This window comes from Bradyrhizobium liaoningense (genome assembly GCF_018130955.1).
GTDB lineage: Bacteria > Pseudomonadota > Alphaproteobacteria > Rhizobiales > Xanthobacteraceae > Bradyrhizobium > Bradyrhizobium liaoningense_C.
Window position 1 is genome coordinate 15,447 of record NZ_JAFCJM010000059.1, and the last position, 21,311, is coordinate 36,757.

Here is a 21,311-nt window from a genome sequence, read left to right on the forward strand (position 1 = left end):
ATCGCCGCCGCTGGTGTCGCCGTCGCCGCCCCTAGACCTTTCCCGCACGAACCGCGGTGGTCGCCCTCAACAGAAACAGCAAGCTGTCCACTCTCGGCATCGACCACAATCCACGGCGCGCGTCGATTTGCGTGAGGCCAATGGTCGCCTCCCTCCGGTAATTTCTGAAGTCCAGGACCGTCATTGCGAGGAAGGGCACACGTGTGGCCGGAAAGCGCGCTTGCATCATTTGACGAATGAACTGCAGGCGCGGAATCAGTCGGGAGCGCAGCGAGTGCGGGATCTCGACTCCAAGCAGCTCAGCGAGAGCGAACAGCTGGGTTTCGACCGCGTTCCTCATCAATTCGCCGGAGACGTGAGAGGTAAGCTCCTTCCAGTCGAGCCCTCCAACGGAATTGCTCAGATCCCGCAGTTCAACAAGATGCCGCAGATCGAGGTCGCCGAGCCAATAACCATAGTCTTGAAACTGATCGTGGATGATCAACATGAGCGCCCGGTAAGTGGGCGTCGGGATTCGCACGCTCCCTCGCCCCAGCAACGCAGGGACGCAATGGTTCAGAGCATGTCCGGCGCCACGGTAGACGTACGCAGGGCCTGGGGCCGCCCGCTGCAGATCGATGGTGCCAACGTCCCTCGACCGGATCAGCTCGACATACCACCTCCGGCTGTCGGGAGCGGCCTGATCATGAATTTGATAGCCAATTGCGCGGAGAGCCGCGACTGCTCTTTCGGCTTCGTCCGGCACAACCATGATATCCAGATCAGACATCAGTCGAACACCGCGCCGCTCATCAGGCGCGGTGGCTAGCGTCGCCGCCCCCTTGAGCAACACTGGCGTAACTCCGCGGTCATTCATCGCAACGACAGCTTCTTCCAATTGAACGGCCAACCGATCGTTGCGCAGCACGTTTCGGTTGTGGATCTGGCGGATATACGCGCAGACATCCTCCGGCAGCACCGATGCATATTGATCGACGAAGTCAATGAGCGCGGGCGTCGTCAACGTCTCGTTTGCGAGTCCGATTACGGACGTCCACTCCACATTGACAGGCGGCAAGCCTCGCAGGCAATTGCAGAGGCTCGTCAGTGCCGCACTATGCTTTGCCATTGCACAAGTCCATCAGCAGCCCCCGAGCCTCTACTGACTCGCAGTAGGTGAGCTGAAACGATCGCGCGCCCGCAACGATCCGCTTCAAAGCGAAAAAGCCGGCCCGCGACAGCCTTCCGTCAGAGGCAAATGCGCCCTCAATGAGCCGCTTCATCGATTCAAGCTGATCCAACGCGGTCAGCTCGGCCGAGCCGTTCGCAACCCGGTTCAAAAAAATGACCCAGCCTGCAGAAAGGCTTTCGTTGTGCGCGTTCGGAATTGGCAAGTACCGCACCTGAGCGCCATCGGCCCGGCGATGCGTCACGTCGTCCCAATCGCCACGTAGTCGGGACAACAACTCCCACGAACCCTCCTTGAGTGTGAGAGCAAACGGGATTCCACAGACCGTTCCATCAGCTCCAATCAGTGCAACATCATCGCCGGAATACTGAAACCCCGCGTCCACCAGCTGCAGTGTAAGAGTCGACTTTCCGGCTCCCGGCTGGCCGCACAGCAACAAGCCCATACCGCAATTCGCAAGAGTAGCGGCATGAAGGGCGAAGACCCAACGATTGCTTCGGATAAGGCGCTCGGTGAGATGAGCTTTGATTGTAGGTGCCAGTGCTTCGACTTCACATCTGTGGGTGCCCGCGTCATTTCCGCGGAAGAGCACTTGATCGTCCAGCATCATTGCCTCGACCGCAATGTCGTCTTCGCCGTTCTCGTTGTCCGGACCACAAAATGGCGAAACCATCCGTTGCAAGAGGTCCCAATTTTCAGCCCGGACATTAATCCGGCGCCGGCCTAGAACCGCTGAGAAGGCACAATTGGCCGGCATTCGCCAGTCGACGTCGAGCAGCTCTCGGTCAATCCAGGCGTTTATGGCCTGCCGCGAGAACTGGCGCGCTGTATACTCGTCAATGCCCAGCCTGCCGAGCTCCTGATAGATGGCCGCCAAAGACGCGCCGTGCGCCAGCTCGCACCAGATGAATGCACCTACCTTGTCCAGTTCATAGATCTTCTGCCTTGTCTCGCTGAAAAGCACCGGTCGACCATCCAGCAGCGCGAAGACCGCATCGGCGGCCGGCCTCAACATCATTTCGGTCGATGATTTTTCCAGCACGGCTTCAGCCAATATGAACGGTATCTGTCTCGCCGTCGTGCCGACTAGGCGGCGACGACAGCTGCGATGCACGATTTTCGCAGCGTTCGATCGAACGAATAGCCGCCGCAGACGAGAATCAACCTCACGGCGATTCTGGCGATGCAGGCCCAATATTCGGCGCGGGCACGTGCTTCGTTTCCAAATGACAATGCGCCCACAGTCAGGCAGCCAACTGGTTGCCCTCGCCCGTTCCAGGTGGAGAAATATTCAACACCTGCTCTCCAAGAACGCCCGCCCGCGCGACCAAACGGTGCGCGTCGAGCAGATACCGGTAGGCTTCGCGATCAGCACTCCGCTCTCTCAGAACGCGTTCCTTCTCGCCAATGCTTACTAATTCCTCGCGCATTTTGGCCAACTGCTGCGCAGCCGAGGCGGAGTTGCGCTTGTTATGAATTAATTCCCACATCGTCTCCTCCCAAACGGACAAGCTTGGAGAAATTAGCTTACGTCATTGGCAGCAATTAACAACGAGATTTATATCTTTACCAAATAATCAAAATTTGTTTCATGCTTGAACCGGAAACACCCAATTTAATACCAACAGGCGCGCTCTGCATATTCGTTCGGAGCGATGATCAACGATGGGTCCAGCGTCATCGAACCGGAGACACGGCTTCAACGGCAGCGTAAACCAAGTCAGCACACCAAAATAAATTTGGACGAGAGTCACAAATCCGACCGACGACGAAAAAGTTAATTTGCACATTAAATCATGACGATGAATATTTAACTTAAGTGACGAGAGTGGAGTAAAGCCATTGATTGAGTTGGCAAATTTGCCCGTCATGGGTCGCGCGATCGTTTTCACCGAGCGCGGCACCGTACACGCCAAGAGCCGCTCCCGGCCAAATAGGCCGATTTCATTGGACGCCCCAGGCGCATTCGAGGGCGACCGCATAATTATCACACACGAGCTGCCGAGCTAAAGACCGGCAGTATCTAGAGGATTCGCTCAAGCAGCGATCCGGCCGGTTGGAGAAGCGACGTCACGGGCAGGCCGCCCCTTGCTCCGACGAAATCACACCAGTGCGCGATGCCCCCCCAGTCGTACTGAAGATGCGCAATCCAGCCGGCCGGCCCTTTCAAGATCGGCAACAAGCAACGGCAAAGTTCGAGAGAGGTCCCGCATGGGTATGATCATGGTCAAGTGCCCGCAAACCGGACGCGCGATCCCCACTGGGATCAACTCTGACCGAGAGAGCTTTCTCCGGAGTATTGTCTTTTTCGGCAACACTCGTTGTCCAATCTGTCGATCCAATCATAACTGGTTTGCGCGCGAGGCCTGGGTCGAGGAGCCGCTGGCTCCTGTCAGTGGAGCTATTCAGCACCATGTGGCTGCGCAAATGCGCCGTCAGGAAGGAGAGCAAGGCCGGGAATAGACAACTCAGCGCGGAACGTCTCTCATTTGGCGCCGCGTCTGCCGAGTTGGCGCGGGTGAGTAGCGCGCGTTACCTGTGCCGGCCCCGTTGCAAGCCCGCTCTCGGATAGCTCCTGGTCGTACATGCGCGCGATTCTCGTCTGCACCATCGCGTAGCATTCGCACGCTAAACCATCGAGCCGAGCGGGATGGACTTCGATCAGGCCGCGTCGGTCGGACTTGATGGCACCCGCCTCCCGCAGCCGCGCCACGGCTTGCGTCACCGTCGTTCTGCGCACACCGAGCAGTTGCGCCAGGGCCTCCTGCGTGAGAGGAAGCCGACGGTCGGAGATGATATCGTGCAGTTGCAACAACCATCGCGCCATTCGTCGTTCCACCGAATGGAGCGCATTGCAGGCCGCAACATGCTGGAGCTGCAGCAGCAGTGCACGTGTGTGAACCTGCACGATCTGCCGAATGGCCGGACTCTGCATGTAGGCGGATTGGAAGTTCGCCGCAGTGATGTGTGACGCGGTACCTGCCACCCGGGCAAGAACGGTGACTGGCGAGACCGAGGGGCCAAGCGCGGAAAGCGAACCCACCGCACCTTCCGGTCCAACCAAGGTGGTCGCAACGGTCTGTCCGTCCGGCATATCAAGCATGAATGCGACGGCTCCACTATGCAGAAAGTACACGTCGCGGAGCTCATCGTCCGAACGGACGAGAACCGTGTCCGCTTTGAACGAAATCCGTTGCAGGTGCGGCGTTAGCAACGCCCGGTCCGACGACGGCAGTGAGGCTAAGAGCCTATTCTGAACGCTGGCCCAGCGCTCTGTCATGGAAGTTTCCCTCAGTGAGCTTCCATTAGCGTATGTCGACGTACGCTGTGGGCCTCCTCGGTAAAACGCTCATGCAATTCAAGCGTAACTATTGGTAGGCGCGAATGCGCATTCAGGCAAGCCGCCGTTTATGCAGGCAGCCGGAACCTGGTGTGATTGCGATGCCTGAAGTGTCAACGACGGTCGTAACCCGGACCGACGGCGCAGGTCGGCCACGCCCCACCATGGATAAAGGACGCAGTTCGCCTCGCGTTGCGAGATCACCGGGCCCCAAATACGACTTGGATCTCGTTCCGCATCTCGGGCGTAGCACGCGTTGTGCTATTTACCTGAACCGCAGGTTGGAGCGATTCAAATCTCTGACCGACTTTGCCCCCATCAGTTTCATGTCACGCTCGATCTCAGCGCGCAGCAAATTCAGTGCACGCTCGACGCCCGGTTGGCCGGCGGCGGCCAACGGAAACAGGTAGTAGCGGCCAATGCCAACCGCTTTCGCACCAAGAGACAAGGCTTTCAGCACGTGCGTGCCACGCTGCACCCCGCCGTCCATCAGGACGTCGATCACGTCGCCGACGGCATCCACTATTTCTGCCAATTGATCGAAGGCGGTACGGGATCCATCGAGCTGCCTGCCGCCATGGTTGGAAAGGACGATCCCGGTACAGCCACAATCCACGGCTCGCCTGGCGTCGTCCGGCGACATGATACCTTTGAGACAGAACTGACCATCCCAGAGCTCGACCATGTCAGACACGTCATCCCAACTCATCGACGGATCGAGCATCTCCGTGAAGTAGCGGCTGATCGACATCGTGCCGCTGCCCATGTCGACATGTTTGTCCAACTGCGGCAGCTTGAAGCTCTCGTGGGTGAGGTAGTTCAGCGCCCAGGCTGGTTTCAGGGCGAACTGCAGGATGCCGGCCAGATTGAGCGCAAAGGGAATGGAAAAGCCGGTGCGTTTGTCGCGCTCGCGGTTTCCGCCAGTGATGCTGTCGACGGTCAGCATCATGACCTCGACGCCGGCCTCCTTGGCACGCTGCATCATGGCTCGATTCAAGCCACGATCCTTGTGGAAGTAGAACTGATAGACTTGTGGCCCGCTGCTGATCCGGCGTGCTTCTTCGAGGCTGACTGTGCCCAGCGACGAAACCCCGAACATCGTCCCCGACTTGCCGGCGGCCGCGGCAACGGCGCGTTCGCCTTCGTGATGAAAAAGGCGCTGCAGTGCGGTGGGCGAGCAGTAGACCGGCATCGACAGCTTCTGTCCCATGACGGTCACGGAAAGGTCGACCTCCGTCACGCCGCGCAGCACGTTGGGAAGCAGATCGCAGCTTTCGAAGCTTAGCGAGTTGCGCCGGTGAGTCACTTCGTCATCAGCCGCGCCATCGATGTAGTTGAAGATCGGTCCAGGCAGTCGCTGCTTGGCCATACGCCGGAAATCATGGAAGTTATGACAATCGCGCAGACGCATGGCTGCCCTTTCAGTGTGGCTGACCGGAACTTTCGGCTATGCCAGTGATAGTTGTTTGGACGCAATCTGCAGCTGCTCGATAACAGAGGCCACCGAAGCATGATTTGCCCCGTCAAGTCGCTGAATAAAGGGGCATGTCAAAACCGCAAAGGCGTGTCCTTCAGGAGAGAGTACAGGAACGGACACGTCCCGGACGCCTGCAATCTGGCGACTATCGCCGACCCGATAACCGGCCGCCCGACAGCGACTTATCTCGAGCTCTAGCCTTCGAAGTTCATCCGCCCTTGGTGATCCTTCCCACTTGGCCATCAGTTCGGTACGGGAGAGTGGATCTTGAAATGCAAGCAGCACCTGTCCGGATCCCGTGGTGAGGAGATCGATGTGAGAGCCGATCCTGATTCCGAACTCCCAATTGCCAGGAGGGCTGGAATGGGCAACCACGATCGCCGCATCACGATCGATAACGACCAGATGGCAGGATTGCTCCGTTTCCATGGCAAAGGCATCCATGAGCGGTGTCGCACGGGTTATGAGGCGCCGGACAGGCGGGTGCCGATGCCCAAGGACGAACAACTTCATAGTGAGTGAGTAGCGATCGCCCTCACGCGAGCGGCTCACATAGTCGCGCACCACGAGCCGCTCGAGCATGCGGTAGACCTCGCTCGGCCCGCGGCCCATCGCCTTGACGATCTCAGCACGGGTCAGGCCGCCCGGCTGCTCGGAAAGCAGCTCCAGGATGTCGAGCCCCTTGTCGAGCGCAGGTGCGCGGTAGCGGTCATCCTTATCCACGCTGTTGATGGTCTTTGCCGGCCCTTTTGGCATCGCGCGAAATCCTCTCGCTTGACCAGCCTCGCGATTCCCCATTGCAAGGACGGTTCATTTATAGATAATATGTTCATATATAGACAAACGTGCAAGCGGTTTGCTGGGAGGAACGAGGGTTATGCGACTGAGCGGGAAGCGCATTTTCATTTCCGCCGCCGGCCAAGGCATCGGCCGCGCCAGCGTACTGGCCTGCGCCAGGGAAGGCGCGCATGTCATCGCCACCGACATCAACGACGAGGCGCTGAAGACGCTCTCGGACGAGAGCGTCAACGTCGAGACCCACAAGCTCGACGCGCGCGACGGTGCAGCAGTCGCGGCCTTCGCCGCCGGGCAGGCACCGATTGACGGCATGTTCAACTGTGTCGGCTTCGTCCATCACGGCACAATCATGGACTGCAGCGACGACGATTGGGATTTCAGCTTCGACCTCAACGTCAAGAGCATGTATCGCACCATCAGGGCGTTCCTGCCGGGCATGCTTGAGCGCGCCGACAAGACCGGCGCCGTGTCGATTCTCAACATGGCCTCCATGGCCTCGTCGATCAAAGGCTTCCCCAATCGGCTGCTCTACGGCGCCACCAAGGCGGCCGTCATCGGCTTCACCAAGGGCATGGCCGCCGACTATGTACGCCGTGGCGTCCGCTGCAACGCGCTATGCCCGGGCACTGTCGACACGCCCTCGCTGCGTGGCCGGATTTCCGCAGCCGCCGACCCGGTGCAGGCCGAGAAGGAATTCATCGCCCGCCAGCCCATCGGCCGGCTGGCAACCGTCGAGGATATCGCGCCGCTGGTCGTCTACCTGCTGTCCGATGAGTCGCGCTTTGTCACCGGCCAGGCGGTCCTTGTCGACGGTGGCGTCACCATCTAGGCGGAGCGGCGGGAGATGACCAGACGGATCGACAGCCACTGCCATTACTGGGCGCTCCAGCGCGGCGACTACGGCTGGCTGACGCCCGCAGCCCATCTCGCCCCGATCTATCGCGACTTCGGCGCAGCCGAGATGCGCCCGCTGGCCGAGGTGGCCGGCATAGCAAGGCGCATTCTCGTTCAGGCAGCCCCTACCGAGGCGGAGACGCAGTTCCTGCTCGACCAGGGCCGCGACGACAGGGCTGTTGCCGGCGTCGTCGGCTGGGTCGATCTGTCGTCTGCCGAAAGCGTGGCCTCCCTCGAGCGCTTCGCCAGCAATCCCTTGTTCAAGGGCGTGCGGCCAATGCTGCAGGACCTCGATGACATCGACTGGATCGCTACCCGCCCGCGCCCTGAAGCGATCGCCGCGCTGAAGCGCCTCCGCCTGCGCTTCGATGCCCTGGTCATGCCCCAGCATCTCGAGGCGCTGCGCCGTTTCGTGGAGATGACCCCGGGTTTGCCGGTTGTCATCGACCATGCCGCCAAGCCCGCCTTCACCGCACCGGCCAACGACTCGCGCCACGCCATGTGGAAGCTCGGCATGGCCCAGCTCTCGGCCTATCCGCATCTGTGCTGCAAGCTGTCCGGTCTGCTGACAGAACTGCCGAAAGAACTCAGGACCACGCCTGCGGCGGCGGCTAAGGCCCTGCGCCCTACCGTCGACAGCCTGCTTACCTGGTTCACGCCGGATCGCTTGATCTGGGGTTCTGATTGGCCTGTACTCACCTTGGCAGCCCCCTTCGCCTTCTGGGACGAGGTCACCGACCGGCTGCTCGACGGTCTCGGCGAGCCGGAACGTGCCGCGATCCTCGGCGGCACCGCGGCCCGATTCTATGGCATCGAGGAAGGCCGCGCATGACAGCCCTCGTCTCGATGAAAGGCATCGAGAAGTCCTTTCCCGGCGTGCGCGCGCTGCACAACGCCCAGTTCGACCTGCGCTCCGGCGAGGTCCATGCGCTGATGGGCGAGAACGGCGCTGGCAAGTCGACGATGATGAAGATCCTCGCCGGCATCTACCACCGCGACGGCGGCGAGGTCCTGCTCGACGGCAAGCCGGTCGAGATCAACTCGCCGCGCCAGGCCCAGGATCTCGGCATCGGTATCATCCATCAGGAACTCAACCTGATGCCGCACCTGACGGCGGCGCAGAACATCTTCATCGGCCGCGAGCCGCGCAAGGCCGGCGGATTCCTGCTTGACGAAGCCAAGCTTAATGCCGAGGCCGCCGAGATCTTTGCCAGCATGCATCTCAAGCTCGACCCGCGCACGCTGGTCGGTGGGCTGACGATCGCCCGCCAGCAAATGGTCGAGATCGCCAAGGCGCTGTCCTACCGCTCGCGGGTGCTGATCATGGACGAGCCGACGGCGGCGCTGAACGACGCTGAGATCAACGAGCTCTTCGCCATTATCGCCCGCCTCAAGGCCGAGGGCGTCGGCATTGTCTACATCTCCCACAAGATGGACGAACTGAAGCGCATTGCCGACCGCGTGACGGTCATGCGCGACGGCGAATATATCGGCTCCGTTCCCGCCGGCGAAACTCCGGTCGAGAAGATAATCGCCATGATGGTCGGACGCGCCCTCACGGACGAACGCCCCGTCGTGCCCGACCATTCGAATTCCGATATCGTGCTCGAGGTCAGGAATATCAGCCGCGGCAGCGAGATCCGCGACGTCTCCTTCTCGGTCCGCAAGGGTGAGATCCTGGGCTTCGCCGGCCTGATGGGCGCCGGCCGCACCGAGGTCGCGCGCGCCATCTTCGGCGCCGACCGGCGCGACGGCGGCGATATCCTCATGCATGGCAGGATGGTCGACATCCGCAAGCCGGAGGACGCTGTGCGCGCCGGCATCGGCTATCTCTCCGAGGACCGCAAGCATTTCGGCCTCGCCGTCGGCATGGACGTGCGCAACAACATCGCACTGGCCAGTCTCAGCCGCTTCACCGGTCCCGGGGGGCTGCTGAAGGAGCCGGCCATGCAGCAGGCCGCCGTCCACTATGTCGACCAGCTCACCATCAAGACGCCGTCCGATCGCCAGGAGGTGCGGCTGCTCTCCGGCGGGAATCAGCAGAAGATCGTCATCGCCAAATGGCTGCTGCGCGACTGCGAGGTGCTGATCTTCGACGAGCCGACGCGCGGCATCGACGTCGGTGCCAAGAACGAGATCTACAAGCTCTTGAATGCGCTGGCCGAGCAGGGTCGTGCCATCATCGTCATCTCCTCCGAGCTGCCCGAGGTGCTCCGGCTCAGCCACCGCATCGCCGTCATGTGCGAGGGCCGGCTGACCGGCATCCTGCCTGCCGGCGCCAGCCAGGAAGAGATCATGCACCTCGCCACGCGCCGCGGTGGAGAGAACGACAAGCCGGCAAAGGGAGAGGTCAAATGAGTGCGATAGCATCGGCGACGAACGTCGCGTCCGGCGCCCGCTTCTCGGGCGCGCAGCACCGGTTACTCGCATTCGCCAGCCTGATCGCGCTGGTTGCGGTGTTCAGCCTCGCCTCGCCCAATTTCATGCAGACGTCGAACATCATCGCCATCCTGCAGGCGACATCGGTCAACGGCGTGCTGGCGATTGCCGCGACGCTCGTTATCATCACCGGCGGCATCGACCTGTCGGTCGGCACACTGATGACCTTCTGCGCGGTCATCGCCGGCGTGGTGCTGACTTTCTGGGGCATGCCGCTCGGCCTCGGCGTGCTGGCCGCCGTCCTCGCCGGCGCCTGCAGCGGCACTCTATCAGGCAGCTTCGTCGCCAAGCTCAAGATCCCGCCCTTCATCGCCACCCTCGGCATGATGCTGATCCTCAAGGGCCTGTCGCTTGTCATCTCCGGCACGCGCCCGATCTACTTCAACAGCACACCCGGCTTCACCCAGATATCGCAGGGTTCGCTGATCGGCTCCGTCTTCCCGGCCCTACCTATCCCCAACGGCGTGCTGATCCTGTTCCTGGTGGCGATTGCCGCAAGCTTCATCCTCGAGCGCACCATCCTCGGCCGCTTCACGTTCGCGCTCGGTTCCAACGAGGAAGCGGTGCGCCTGTCGGGCGTCAACACCGACCGGTGGAAGATCGCCGTCTATGCGCTCGCCGGCAGCATCTGCGGCATAGCCGGCCTGCTCATCGCCTCGCGCCTCAACTCTGCCCAGCCTGCCCTCGGCCAGGGCTACGAGCTCGACGCGATTGCGGCCGTCGTTATCGGCGGCACGTCGCTCTCGGGCGGCCGCGGCACCATCATCGGCACGCTCATTGGCGCGCTCATCATCTCCGTGCTCGCCAACGGGCTGCGCATCCTGTCGGTCGCCCAGGAATGGCAAACCGTGGTCACCGGCTCGATCATCATTCTGGCCGTCTACACCGACATTCTGCGGCGCCGCAGGCTTTGATGAGGGCCTGCTTCGCGCAGCCCGACGGCTGCGCCAACATCAAGAAGAGCGAAAACGCTCCTGGCAATTTCGGATCGGAAAACGAACGTAAGGAGAAAACATGTTCACTAGACGCACCGTACTGGGCGCCATCGGCGCCGCAGCATTCCTGTGCTCTGGCTCGAGCTTCGCGCTGGCCCAGGACAAGATCTACATCCCGCTGATCTCCAAGGGCTTCCAGCATCAGTTCTGGCAGGCCGTGAAGGCCGGCGCAGACAAGGCTGCCGCCAACCTCGGCGTCACCGTCACCTTCGAAGGCCCGGATTCGGAATCGCAGGTCGATCGCCAGATCGACATGCTGGCAGCCGCTCTCGCCAAGAAGCCGGCTGCAATCGGCTTCGCCGCGCTCGACAGCCAGGCGGCCATTCCGCTTCTACGACAGGCCAAGGCCGCCAAGATCGCGGTCGTCGCCTTCGACTCCGGCGTCGACAGCGATATCCCTGTTGCCACTGCCTCGACCGACAACATCGCTGCCGCGGCTCTTGCCGCCGACAAGATGGCCGAGCTGATCGGCGATCAAGGCAAGGTCGCGCTCGTCGTCCACGACCAGACCAGCCGTACCGGCATCGACCGTCGCGACGGCTTCGTCAACCGCATGAAGCAAGCCCACCCCAAGGTCCAGATCGTCGCCACCGAATATGGCGAGGGCGACCATCTCAAGTCGACCGAGATCACCAAGGCGATCCTGCAGGCCAATCCCGACATCAAGGGCATGTTCGGCGCCAATGAGGGCTCGGCCATCGGCGTCGTCAATGGCGCCAAGGAACTCGGCCGCAAACTCGTCATCATTGGCTATGACTCGGGCGCCCAGCAGAAGCAGGCGATCCGCGACGGCCAGATGGCCGGCGCCATCACCCAGAACCCTGTCGGCATTGGCTACAAGACCGTCGAGGCGGCGGTGAAGGCGGCCAAGGGCGAAGCGGTCGAAAAGCGCATCGACACGGGCTTCTACTATTACGACAAGTCGAACATCGATAAGCCCGAGATCGCGGCCGTCCTCTACGACTGACGCATCACATCGACCGGAGGCGGTTCGCCGCCTCCGGCATTTTTTCAAAGCAAGGTGAACGAGATGAAACTGCTCCGCTACGGCCCGAAGGGCAAAGAGAAGCCCGGCCTGCTCGACACGTCCGGCCGCGTCCGCGATCTCTCAGGCATTGTCGACGACATCGCCGGCGACGTGCTTGCGCCCGAGAGCCTCGCCCGCCTGCGCGGCATCGCTCCCGAGACCCTGCCGCTGGTCGCCGGCACGCCGCAGCAAGACCTGCGCCTGGGCGCCTGCGTCGGCCGCGTCGGAAAATTCATCTGCATCGGCCTCAACTATGCCGACCACGCCGCCGAGACGGGCGCCGCCATTCCGGCCGAACCGGTCGTCTTCAACAAGTGGACCTCGGCCATCGTCGGTCCCAACGACGACGTCGAAATCCCGCGCGGGTCGGTCAAGACCGACTGGGAGGTTGAGCTCGGCGTCGTCATCGGCACGCCGGGCCGCTACATCGACGAGGCCGACGCCATGAGCCGCGTCGCCGGTTACTGCGTGATCAACGATGTCTCCGAGCGCGAATACCAGATCGAGCGCGGCGGCACCTGGGACAAGGGCAAGGGTTGCGACACCTTCGGCCCGACCGGCCCCTGGATGGTGACATCGGACGAGATCGCCGACCTGCAGAACCTCAAGCTCTGGCTCGACGTCGACGGCAAAAGGTTCCAGGACGGCTCGACCAAGACCATGATCTTCAGTGTCCGGCACATCGTTTCCTACCTCAGTCGCTTCATGAGCCTGCAGGCCGGCGACATCATCTCGACCGGCACCCCACCCGGCGTCGGCCTCGGCCAGAAGCCTCCCATCTATCTCAAGCCCGGCCAGACGATGACCCTCGGCATCGAAGGCCTCGGCACCCAGAGGCAGCGCGTTATCGCTGCCTGAAGCTCCCAGGATCCAGACCATGACCAGCATCATCGATATGCGAGTGCTCGACCTGCGCTTTCCGACCTCGCAGCATCTCGACGGTTCCGACGCGATGAACCCGGATCCCGACTATTCGGCGGCCTATGTCGTCCTGAAGACTGACGCGCCCGGCATCGAAGGTCATGGCCTGACGTTCACCATCGGCCGTGGCAACGAGATCTGCTGTGCGGCGATCAAGGCGATGCGCCACCTGGTCGTCGGTCTGGACATGGACAAGGTCACGGCCGACATGGGCGCCTTCTGGCGTCATGTCACGTCAGACAGCCAGCTACGCTGGATCGGGCCCGACAAGGGCGCGATCCACCTGGCCACCGGCGCAGTGGTCAACGCTGTCTGGGACATCTGGGCCAAGATGGCGGCCAAACCGCTGTGGAGGCTGGTCGCCGACATGTCGCCCGAGGAACTCGTGCGATGCATCGACTTTCGCTACATCACCGACTGCATCACGCCCGACGAAGCTCTCGCCATGCTGCGCGAGAAGGCGCCCGGCAAGGCCGCGCGGATCGAAACTCTCAACCGGGAAGGCTACCCCTGCTACACCACCTCTGCCGGCTGGCTCGGCTACGGCGACGAGAAGCTGCGCCGGCTCTGCCAGGAAGCGGTCGACGCCGGCTTCAGCCACGTCAAGCTCAAGGTCGGACGCGACAAGGCCGACGACATCAGGCGCCTGCGCATAGCCCGCGAAGTGCTCGGCCCCGACCGGCAGTTGATGATCGACGCCAACCAGGTCTGGGAGGTCGACCAAGCCATCGACTGGGTGCGCGACCTTGCTTTCGCCAAGCCGTGGTTTATCGAGGAGCCGACCAATCCCGACGACGTAGAAGGCCACCGCAAGATCCGCGAGGGCGTGGCTCCGGTTCAGATCGCCACCGGCGAGATGTGCCAGAACCGCATCATGTTCAAGCAGTTCATCATGCGCGGCGCCATCGACGTGGTGCAGATCGACTCATGCCGCCTCGGCGGCGTCAACGAGATCCTCGCCGTGCTGTTGATGGCGGCGAAATACAACCTGCCGGTCTGCCCGCATGCCGGCGGCGTCGGGCTGTGCGAATATGTCCAGCACCTGTCGATGATCGATTATGTCTGCATCGCCGGCACCCGCGAGGGCCGCGTCGTCGAATATGTCGACCACCTGCACGAGTTGTTCAAGGAACCGTGTGTCGTGCGCAATGCCGCCTACATGCCGCCGACGGCGCCGGGCTTCTCCATCGAGATGAAGCCGGCGACGTTCGAAAACTTTCAGTTCCGCGGCTGAGGAAGACCACAATGGACCTGCGGCTGAAGGACAAGGTGGTCATCGTCACCGGCGGCGGCGCCGGCATTGGCGGCGCGGTCACGATCGGCCTGGCGGCCGAAGGCGCCACCCCGGTCGTCTTCGGCCGCAGCCCGCTGGCAGACGATTTCGCGGCGAAGCTAAAGGAATTGTCGCCGCATTCGCTGTTCGTCCAGGTCGAACTGATGCACGACTCCGAGATCGGCCAAGCGGTGGAGCAGGTGGCCAATACCTTCGGTCGCATCGACGGGCTGGTCAACAATGCCGGCATCAACGACGGCATCGACCTCGAAGCCGGCCCCGATGCGTTCCGCGAGTCGCTGGAGCGCAACCTGATCCACTATTACACCACCGCGCACCACTGCCTGCCGTGGCTGAGAAAATCGCGCGGCGCCATCGTCAACGTCTCCTCCAAGACCGCCCTCACCGGCCAGGGCGGCACCAGCGGCTACACCGCCGCCAAGGGCGCGCAGCTTTCGCTCACGCGCGAATGGGCGGCGGCCCTTCGCGACGAAGGCATCCGAGTCAACGCGGTCATCCCCGCCGAGGTAATGACGCCGCTTTACGAGAAGTGGCTGAAGACTTTCGACGAACCCGAGCAGCGGCTAGAGGAAATCACCCGCCGCATACCGCTCGGACAACGGATGACGACAGCGGAAGAAATCGCCGACACTGTCATCTTCCTGCTCTCCGACAAGGCGAGCCACACGACCGGCCAATGGCTGTTCGTCGACGGCGGTTATACCCATCTCGATCGCGCGCTCAGTTAACGTAGGAGCCCTTCATGCGTCTGAGGTCGCATGTTGTCTCGCCGAACTGGTTGTATCAAATATTGCGGTGGTTCTTCTGTCTATGGCTGATTATTCGGCGGCCTTTCGATGAACCTGCGACTGCCGTTGAGAAGCTCAAGGTTATTGGCGATAACCGGGTTGCCTGGATCGAGCGAATAGGCCTTCTCAAACTTCCGTCGCGCCGCACTCAGATTGCCGCGCAGCATGTACGAATATCCCTGATCATTCAGGACTTGAACGGTTTCGCCTCCTAGCCGGATTGCCTGGGCATACGCCTTGTCAGCCAGGTCAAATCGACGAATCCGATCATAGCTCGCAGCTAACCCAATCCAAGCAGTCACGTCCTTGGGCGATTTCTCGACGGCGTCCTTGAAATAGCGCTGGGCGAGCCCGTAACTGCCGCGGTTGAAATGCTCCAAGCCCAGCCGCACCGGCTCGTCCGAGGGATAATATTTGACGTCGGTCGGTTCCTGCACGGGGTCCCCGCCAGGTGGATCAACGGGAGCCACGATGGCGGCCTCCCTCAGTGTCTGGTCACACGCCGCAAGGCCTATCCCCATCCAGCAACAGGTCAGCATTAAGAAGATGCGCCGCATAAGCACTGTCCCCGCCCGGCTCAGCGGCCTCATGGAAATATCATCGCTAAATTACTCAAGCTACGGCCCTTTCGCCCCTTACCTGCCAGCTGCTGGTCCGCCGACCGGCACCGAAACTCCAGCAGTCGAACCAGCTCCCAATCCTTCGATGTTGACGTTCTGCGTCGGCGTCGTCCGGACGCCCATTTGCCTCGTCGGATCGCCTATGTCGGGAAGCTGATCCACCGGCTGTTGTGTCTTGCCATAGCGTGTGACGGCGGCACCGACGCGCCGAGCGTCGTACGCGATCCTGCGATCGCCGACGTTTCGCGGCCAGGGATGGATAGTATGTGTGACGGCGTTGACCTCTTTGGCGTTGCCGGCGCTCATCGTGATGGTATCGGAACGCTGGAAGTAGCGGTCCACCTCGTCATGACCGGCGAGGCCGTAACATCCCCCGAGCAGGATGGGCGCGAACAGAACCAGATTCCTTATGGCCATCTCTCGCTCCTCTAGTTGAGGGTCTTTACGACCGGCTGCTCGGCCGCGGCGGCGGGTGCCGGAACGCGCGCCCTGACCTCGGGAGCGATGATGTGTCCGTACGGACCCTTCACCTCACCACCGGAATTGACGTAGTCATCGTAACGCTTGCGGACTTCCATCTGGCCATTGAGGAAGAAATCGACATCGTTGGCCGGCAGGCGTGAATCGAGCGGAGACGCCAGTTGCTGACCGGGTGCCGCCGGCGCGACGAGGCGCGGCGTCACGATGATCACCAGATCGGTTTCCTCCTGCTGGTACGACTTGCTGCTGAACAGCGTCCCGAGCACCGGCACCGAGCCGATCCATGGCAATTGCGAAACGTCCTGGCGATTGCGGGTCTGCAGCAGGCCGGCGATTGCAAAACTCTGGCCGTCGCGCAGCTCGACCGTCGTGCGGGCATCGCGGCGGGTCAGCGCAGGAACGGTCGTCCCCTGAATCGTCACCGCGTTGGCGAAATCAAGCTCGCTGACCGACGGCTCAACCCGAAGGTTGATCACGCCGCGCGAGAGAACGGTAGGGACGAAGGCCAGCTCGACACCGAACTTCTTGTAGTCGATCGTGATGGTCGGAAAGCCGGTCGCGGTCGTGTTTGGTATCGGCACTGGAAATTCCCCGCCGGCCAGGAAGCGGGCGGGGTCCCCGGAAAGCGTGGTCAAGTTTGGCTCCGCCAGCCGGCGTGCCAATCCTTTCGTTTCCAATGCGGAGATCAGCAGGTCAACCGAGCCCCCGTTGGCGGTTCGAACGATGCTGGTCAACAAGCTTGCGAACGGGACAGGAGCCACACCGCCCGCAGTCCCCAAGAGCGTACCCGCCGTTCCGAGTAGCGGAAGGCTGCCCGTCGGAGGAGAACCGACAGCGCCCCCGCCAACGCCGAGGGGACCGTTAGCGGTGTTAATGCCACCAATCGGTTTTCGGCCCGCCGCAGTGTTCAAACTGCCACGCCCCGTATTCCCGACGTTGGTTCCATTGGCATTCGCCGCGTACAGGTTCACGCCGAGGTCGCGGCCGGCCTCCCGCGTTACCTCGAGAAAGCGCACCTCCAGCATCACCTGTTGCGGCGCCGCGACGCTCATCGCATTGACGACGGTGCCGCCTTTCGCAACCGTGCTGGTGGCGATCGCCATTGCGCGCTCCGCCGCAACCGCGTCGGTGGCGGTGCCGCTGAGCACCACCTGTCCCTCGGAGGCCGAGACGCGAATTCCCTGCATGCCGGTGCTGGACCGGATGTTTTGCTGCAGATTGCCGGTATCAATCACGACCTCGACGTCGAGGATCCCGATCTGCTTCATCGAACTGTCGAACAGGATGACGTTGGTGGTGCCCGTCTGCTTGCCCTGAACGTAGATCAGATGATCGCTGAGCGACTTCACGTCCACGATGTCAGGCGAGCCAGCGACAATCGTCGCAAAAGCCGTATCGACCTTGAATGTGCGGGACTTGTTGACGACCACCTTGACCCGCTGGACGTCGTTCATTTCGCTGACGAAGACGCCGCCGCCTGACGAAGACCGCCGGTCCGCAGCCCCCGCCCAATCAACCGTCTGAAGCAACGCCAGTCCGGCGCCAAAAGCTAAAACGCTCGACGAGAGAAGATTCCGTCCCGCCCGACCCCAAACGCGACCGCCACCCATCTTGCTTCCCTTTCGCCGCGATCAGCGACTATCCCCGCAAATGCAACGTCACCGGCGCCTATCAAATCTCCTTGGCCTGCCCACGTCCTAGAACGTACAGGCTGCCCCACTACAATTCCGTTACCTTCGTAATGCATGTCATCGTGCATAACTTCAGCTTCGGCTCGCAGCGGACGGTTCCCGGCGTCGCCGTCCGTGCGGACTGAGATCATCATCCCTGATGCCGTCGCCTTGCAAGGCGAGACACTTACCGCACCGCCGCAACACATAGAGAAACCTTTCCGATGTTGCCAGCGAGCACCACTTTAGGGTGCTTACATGGAACTTTCCTGATCTCCGACATGGAACTTTCCTGCAGCGCGGCCGTCTCCGGGGTGCGCCTCGCAGCCCTTCCCTCTGGCAAGGTCCATCGATTCTCGGGAACTCTGATCGCGCAAGGCGCCCTCCCCACTTACCGGCAATCCAGACGCAATCAGGCGGATGTCCGCTAGAACGGAATGCTGGTGGACGCGCTCGGCGCATTGAGTGTCGTGCCCCATATCGGCATCAGCATAGTGAAGCCTGCTTGAGAAGCAGTAACGGTCAAATTGTTGCCGCCGGACGCCACGCTCAGCGTCGGCGTCAGGCCGCCGAAATACAGGAACGGCGCCGCGTTCTGCTTCTCTACAGTCGACATCGGATCGCCCGTGCAGCTTGACGGCGACGAAGGCGGGCTCTGAAGCAAGGCAGGCGTGTAGCAATTGATCATGACCGCGCGGGCGCCCGCGCTCGCGAGCTTTCGCAAGGACTGCATCGTGATTGCATAGCGTCCGAGATCGAAGATGGCGAAGATCAATGTGAAAAGCGACACGAAGACGAGGATGAATTCGAAGGCCGCAACGCCGCGATTGTCGAGCTGTCTCATCACTGCACCAAGCGGACAACTTGGGTATAAGGGACGGTTGCCGGATTACATCCATCCGTGCTCAGGAAGCCGCCACCGCCCATGGTGAGTGTTTGGGCGATCACTTGTGAACAGGTCGTATTCGTACTTTGTGTCGCTCCGTTCCATGTCACGTCGACGTGCGGGAAATACATCGCACCACCCAACTTAACGTTACCACCGGTGATGTTGACTTTATTGCTGGCCTTGCTCGGTGCCTGATCGTCGATCAGAACACCGTTCAGATCAGAAGAGAAGGTGTTGGTGTAGGGCGCGGACAGGTTAACTACAGCGCCGCCAGAGATGGAAATGCTCGAATCGCCGAGCAATACGAGGGTTACGCCTAATCCCGTGCCCGCGGGTGGCCAGGGTGTGCAGGCACTGCAGGTGATGGTTCCGCCATTAAATTTTATTGTCCCATTGTAGAAAAAGTACGTGCCCGGCGAAAAGTCGACCGTGTTTCCGGTCGTGCACGTTAGGTTGCGGTACAGGTTAGTGCTGCTCGGCGGGGTATTGGGCGTCAACGTACCACTGCATGCCAGATCGTTTGGCCTCCCGCTCGAGGTCAGGCTGTTGAACGATTTGCTGTCCAATTTGCTAAGCGGATTGTTGGCGTATGGCATAAAGTAGTTGTGCGTTACGCCGGGATTGGCGCAGGTGTTGGCTGGACTACAGCCAGTTGCACCAAGGACGGCCCATCCCGGACCGATGAAAGAGGAAGTGCTCGCAAATTGAACACTGGCATCCGACATCACCGGGCAACCAGTTCCATTGTTGCTGACGTTACCCGCGATTTTGAGCGCCCCTCCGCCGGCGTTCGGATCAGGTCCAAGCGCCAAGGCGCACACCTTGCTCGGCAGATCGACCAGAGCGATGGCTTGGGCGGGGATGTTGACGGTCGTCAAACCCAGCACTGCCGACAAGTAGGCGGGCTGTTGCTGACTGACCCTGGCGCGAACGGCGTTGCCGCCTCCTCCTGGAGGCGGCGTTGTGAACGCACCCGCGCTGTAGCTGCCGATATCGATCTGCACGGCGCGCGAGATTCCGGCCGGAAGGCTGGTCGCACAGTTGGTGCCTGGATAGGCGGTGTCGCCGGCGTTGCAGAACGCGTTCTGTGCCGCGAATTCCTTGCCGTGATAATCCACAGATGTGTCGCAGACCGCACCGGCATTCGTGCACGCAAGCCGCAACGCGCCCGAGTAGGCCGCCGCGTCGGCGGCATTCTGCGCGTGTTGCTTGGTAACGTACCAGGATCCTGCCTCCGCCCCGAGTGCGACCACGCCGATGAGCGGCACGAGCGCGATGACTGTTGCGAATGCGGCCGAGCCTCGTTGGGAACGGAGCAGATCACGCATGGAAACACCTACTGGAAGCGTTCAGAGTAGGGCAATGTGTACGTGCAACTGTTGGGACACAGCACCGACGTCAACACAATCGGGGCCAAAGTGACAGTTGTCGAAAATGTAAAGTACTTGGGAGTCAAACCAAGGTTGCCGGAGTTGCAGGCAGTGCTTCCGCACATAACTTGAATGTTGCCGATGGTATGTCCCGCGACCGTTGTCTGTAGCGCTGACACCCAGGCCCCCGGATTCGCCGGATCGGGCGGATTTTTGTATTGAATATACTGCCCGAAAGAGCGCAAAGCCGACCACGCAGAGATGAACCGGAAGCCTGCGGCGGCTACGTCGGCGAGCGGCATCAGCAGGAACGTCACCAAGAAAATGTAAACGAATACTGTCTCGAACGCGACGGCGCCGCGCTGATCCGCGATGAAACACTTTTTGCAAGACGCGCACCTGCCTCGACCGAGGCCTACCGCTTCCGATCGCGCAGTCCCAGCAGTGGCGATTTGAATCATCTCCATGACAATCCGGCCACGCATAGCCGCTCACCAAACATAAGGGACCACTCTCCAGCGTGTTGCTTCGTAGCTGGAATACTCAGGACAATTGCGCCGAAGCAGGTCTTCTTCGTAAAGGATTCTGCATACCTGGATGGCCACATGCAGGACCAGTACGAGCACCGTAACCGGTGTCAGGTATTGCAGCACGACGCCCAGGACCACGATCTCTTCTGCGACATAGAGCGGGTGCTTGATCCATCGATACGGACCGGTCTGCACCACCGAACGCGCCTGTGGTACCAGACTGAACGACCGGCCCAGATGTCGGATGGTGACAAGCATCATGATCGTGCCGACCAGCACGCAGGCTGTTGATGCCAGGTTTGGCAGCGTTTCGTCGGTTTTGCCCAGGAAGCTGATCGTCCACGGCAAATAGCTGCCCACGAACGCCGCTATCCTTGGAAGCAAGCCGTCTGCGTGCGCCTTTGCCGGAGACCTCGTCATGATCAACAGCGCAAGGAGCATGTAGAAAATGGCAAGGCAAAAGCCCGACAGAAGCGACGGCCAGGGATCGGCAGGCGATGCCCCAATTTTGATGGCCACGCAAAGAGCCAGCAACAAGAACCACATGCTGCCAAACACCTGCATGATCCGATCGTAAGAACAGTATTTCGAAAGCGCGATCGTGCTCATGG

Annotated in this window: 21 protein-coding genes; 9 read left to right on the top strand and 12 right to left on the bottom strand. The window is 61.4% G+C overall.

What is annotated here, in order from left to right; all coding sequences use genetic code 11:
• Positions 1–31: 31 nt before the first annotated feature.
• From JQ632_RS31475 to JQ632_RS31485, 3 genes are all read right to left on the bottom strand, one after another.
• Positions 32–1,108, bottom strand: coding sequence for a nucleotidyltransferase family protein (locus JQ632_RS31475; protein ID WP_212406542.1), 1,077 nt, complete (start codon positions 1,106–1,108; stop codon positions 32–34).
• On the bottom strand, positions 1,095–2,222 hold the full coding sequence (locus JQ632_RS31480; RefSeq protein ID WP_249152676.1) for a serine/threonine protein kinase: 1,128 nt from the start codon (positions 2,220–2,222) through the stop codon (positions 1,095–1,097). Before JQ632_RS31480 ends, JQ632_RS31475 begins: the two co-directional genes overlap by 14 nt.
• A 190-nt stretch (positions 2,223–2,412) precedes the next feature.
• The gene (locus JQ632_RS31485; protein WP_212406543.1) at positions 2,413–2,658 is read right to left on the bottom strand and encodes a hypothetical protein; all 246 of its coding nucleotides are present in this window, start codon (positions 2,656–2,658) and stop codon (positions 2,413–2,415) included.
• A 721-nt stretch (positions 2,659–3,379) separates the two neighbouring features.
• Between JQ632_RS31485 and JQ632_RS39745 the strand changes: the two genes are divergently transcribed.
• Complete coding sequence (locus tag JQ632_RS39745) at positions 3,380–3,631, top strand: hypothetical protein (protein ID WP_249152677.1); 252 nt, start codon at positions 3,380–3,382, stop codon at positions 3,629–3,631.
• Between the two features lie 22 nt (positions 3,632–3,653).
• Here JQ632_RS39745 and JQ632_RS31490 read toward each other — a convergent pair whose 3' ends face one another.
• From JQ632_RS31490 to JQ632_RS31500, 3 genes are all read right to left on the bottom strand, one after another.
• The gene (locus JQ632_RS31490) at positions 3,654–4,448 is read right to left on the bottom strand and encodes a Crp/Fnr family transcriptional regulator (RefSeq protein ID WP_212406544.1); all 795 of its coding nucleotides are present in this window, start codon (positions 4,446–4,448) and stop codon (positions 3,654–3,656) included.
• 325 nt (positions 4,449–4,773) lie between these two features.
• Positions 4,774–5,919: an alpha-hydroxy acid oxidase gene (locus tag JQ632_RS31495; protein WP_212406545.1), complete on the bottom strand. Its 1,146-nt coding sequence runs from the start codon at positions 5,917–5,919 to the stop codon at positions 4,774–4,776.
• A 36-nt stretch (positions 5,920–5,955) separates the two neighbouring features.
• A complete protein-coding gene (locus JQ632_RS31500) occupies positions 5,956–6,741 on the bottom strand; it encodes an IclR family transcriptional regulator (RefSeq protein ID WP_212406546.1) in 786 nt (261 codons plus the stop codon).
• Between the two features lie 121 nt (positions 6,742–6,862).
• Between JQ632_RS31500 and JQ632_RS31505 the strand changes: the two genes are divergently transcribed.
• From JQ632_RS31505 to JQ632_RS31540, 8 genes are all read left to right on the top strand, one after another.
• Complete coding sequence (locus tag JQ632_RS31505; RefSeq protein WP_212406547.1) at positions 6,863–7,612, top strand: SDR family oxidoreductase; 750 nt, start codon at positions 6,863–6,865, stop codon at positions 7,610–7,612.
• A gap of 15 nt (positions 7,613–7,627) precedes the next feature.
• A complete protein-coding gene (locus JQ632_RS31510) occupies positions 7,628–8,509 on the top strand; it encodes an amidohydrolase (RefSeq protein ID WP_212406548.1) in 882 nt (293 codons plus the stop codon).
• On the top strand, positions 8,506–10,035 hold the full coding sequence (locus tag JQ632_RS31515) for a sugar ABC transporter ATP-binding protein (protein ID WP_212406549.1): 1,530 nt from the start codon (positions 8,506–8,508) through the stop codon (positions 10,033–10,035). The genes JQ632_RS31510 and JQ632_RS31515 overlap by 4 nt, the downstream gene beginning before the upstream one ends.
• The gene (locus JQ632_RS31520) at positions 10,032–11,030 is read left to right on the top strand and encodes an ABC transporter permease (protein ID WP_212406550.1); all 999 of its coding nucleotides are present in this window, start codon (positions 10,032–10,034) and stop codon (positions 11,028–11,030) included. The genes JQ632_RS31515 and JQ632_RS31520 overlap by 4 nt, the downstream gene beginning before the upstream one ends.
• A gap of 100 nt (positions 11,031–11,130) precedes the next feature.
• Positions 11,131–12,078, top strand: coding sequence for an ABC transporter substrate-binding protein (locus JQ632_RS31525; protein WP_212406551.1), 948 nt, complete (start codon positions 11,131–11,133; stop codon positions 12,076–12,078).
• Between the two features lie 63 nt (positions 12,079–12,141).
• Positions 12,142–12,996 carry a fumarylacetoacetate hydrolase family protein gene (locus tag JQ632_RS31530; RefSeq protein WP_212406552.1) on the top strand — a complete coding sequence of 285 codons (855 nt, stop codon included), beginning with the start codon at positions 12,142–12,144 and terminating at the stop codon, positions 12,994–12,996.
• A 19-nt stretch (positions 12,997–13,015) separates the two neighbouring features.
• The gene (locus JQ632_RS31535) at positions 13,016–14,293 is read left to right on the top strand and encodes an L-fuconate dehydratase (protein WP_212406553.1); all 1,278 of its coding nucleotides are present in this window, start codon (positions 13,016–13,018) and stop codon (positions 14,291–14,293) included.
• Between the two features lie 11 nt (positions 14,294–14,304).
• The gene (locus JQ632_RS31540; protein ID WP_212406554.1) at positions 14,305–15,081 is read left to right on the top strand and encodes an SDR family oxidoreductase; all 777 of its coding nucleotides are present in this window, start codon (positions 14,305–14,307) and stop codon (positions 15,079–15,081) included.
• A gap of 80 nt (positions 15,082–15,161) precedes the next feature.
• Here the strand turns inward: JQ632_RS31540 and JQ632_RS31545 are convergent, their stop codons facing one another.
• The 6 genes from JQ632_RS31545 to JQ632_RS31570 all read right to left on the bottom strand — a co-directional run bounded on the left by JQ632_RS31545 (position 15,162) and on the right by JQ632_RS31570 (position 21,309).
• Positions 15,162–15,698: a tetratricopeptide repeat protein gene (locus tag JQ632_RS31545; RefSeq protein ID WP_212406555.1), complete on the bottom strand. Its 537-nt coding sequence runs from the start codon at positions 15,696–15,698 to the stop codon at positions 15,162–15,164.
• Between the two features lie 78 nt (positions 15,699–15,776).
• Complete coding sequence (locus JQ632_RS31550; protein ID WP_212406556.1) at positions 15,777–16,178, bottom strand: hypothetical protein; 402 nt, start codon at positions 16,176–16,178, stop codon at positions 15,777–15,779.
• An 11-nt stretch (positions 16,179–16,189) separates the two neighbouring features.
• Positions 16,190–17,851, bottom strand: coding sequence for a type II and III secretion system protein family protein (locus JQ632_RS31555; RefSeq protein WP_212406557.1), 1,662 nt, complete (start codon positions 17,849–17,851; stop codon positions 16,190–16,192).
• Positions 17,852–18,338: 487 nt separating this feature from the next.
• Positions 18,339–18,755: a TadE family protein gene (locus tag JQ632_RS31560; protein WP_249152678.1), complete on the bottom strand. Its 417-nt coding sequence runs from the start codon at positions 18,753–18,755 to the stop codon at positions 18,339–18,341.
• Positions 18,755–20,128: a pilus assembly protein TadG-related protein gene (locus JQ632_RS31565; RefSeq protein ID WP_212406559.1), complete on the bottom strand. Its 1,374-nt coding sequence runs from the start codon at positions 20,126–20,128 to the stop codon at positions 18,755–18,757. Before JQ632_RS31565 ends, JQ632_RS31560 begins: the two co-directional genes overlap by 1 nt.
• Before the next feature lie 533 nt (positions 20,129–20,661).
• On the bottom strand, positions 20,662–21,309 hold the full coding sequence (locus JQ632_RS31570) for an isoprenylcysteine carboxylmethyltransferase family protein (RefSeq protein WP_212406560.1): 648 nt from the start codon (positions 21,307–21,309) through the stop codon (positions 20,662–20,664).
• Positions 21,310–21,311 lie beyond the last annotated feature (2 nt).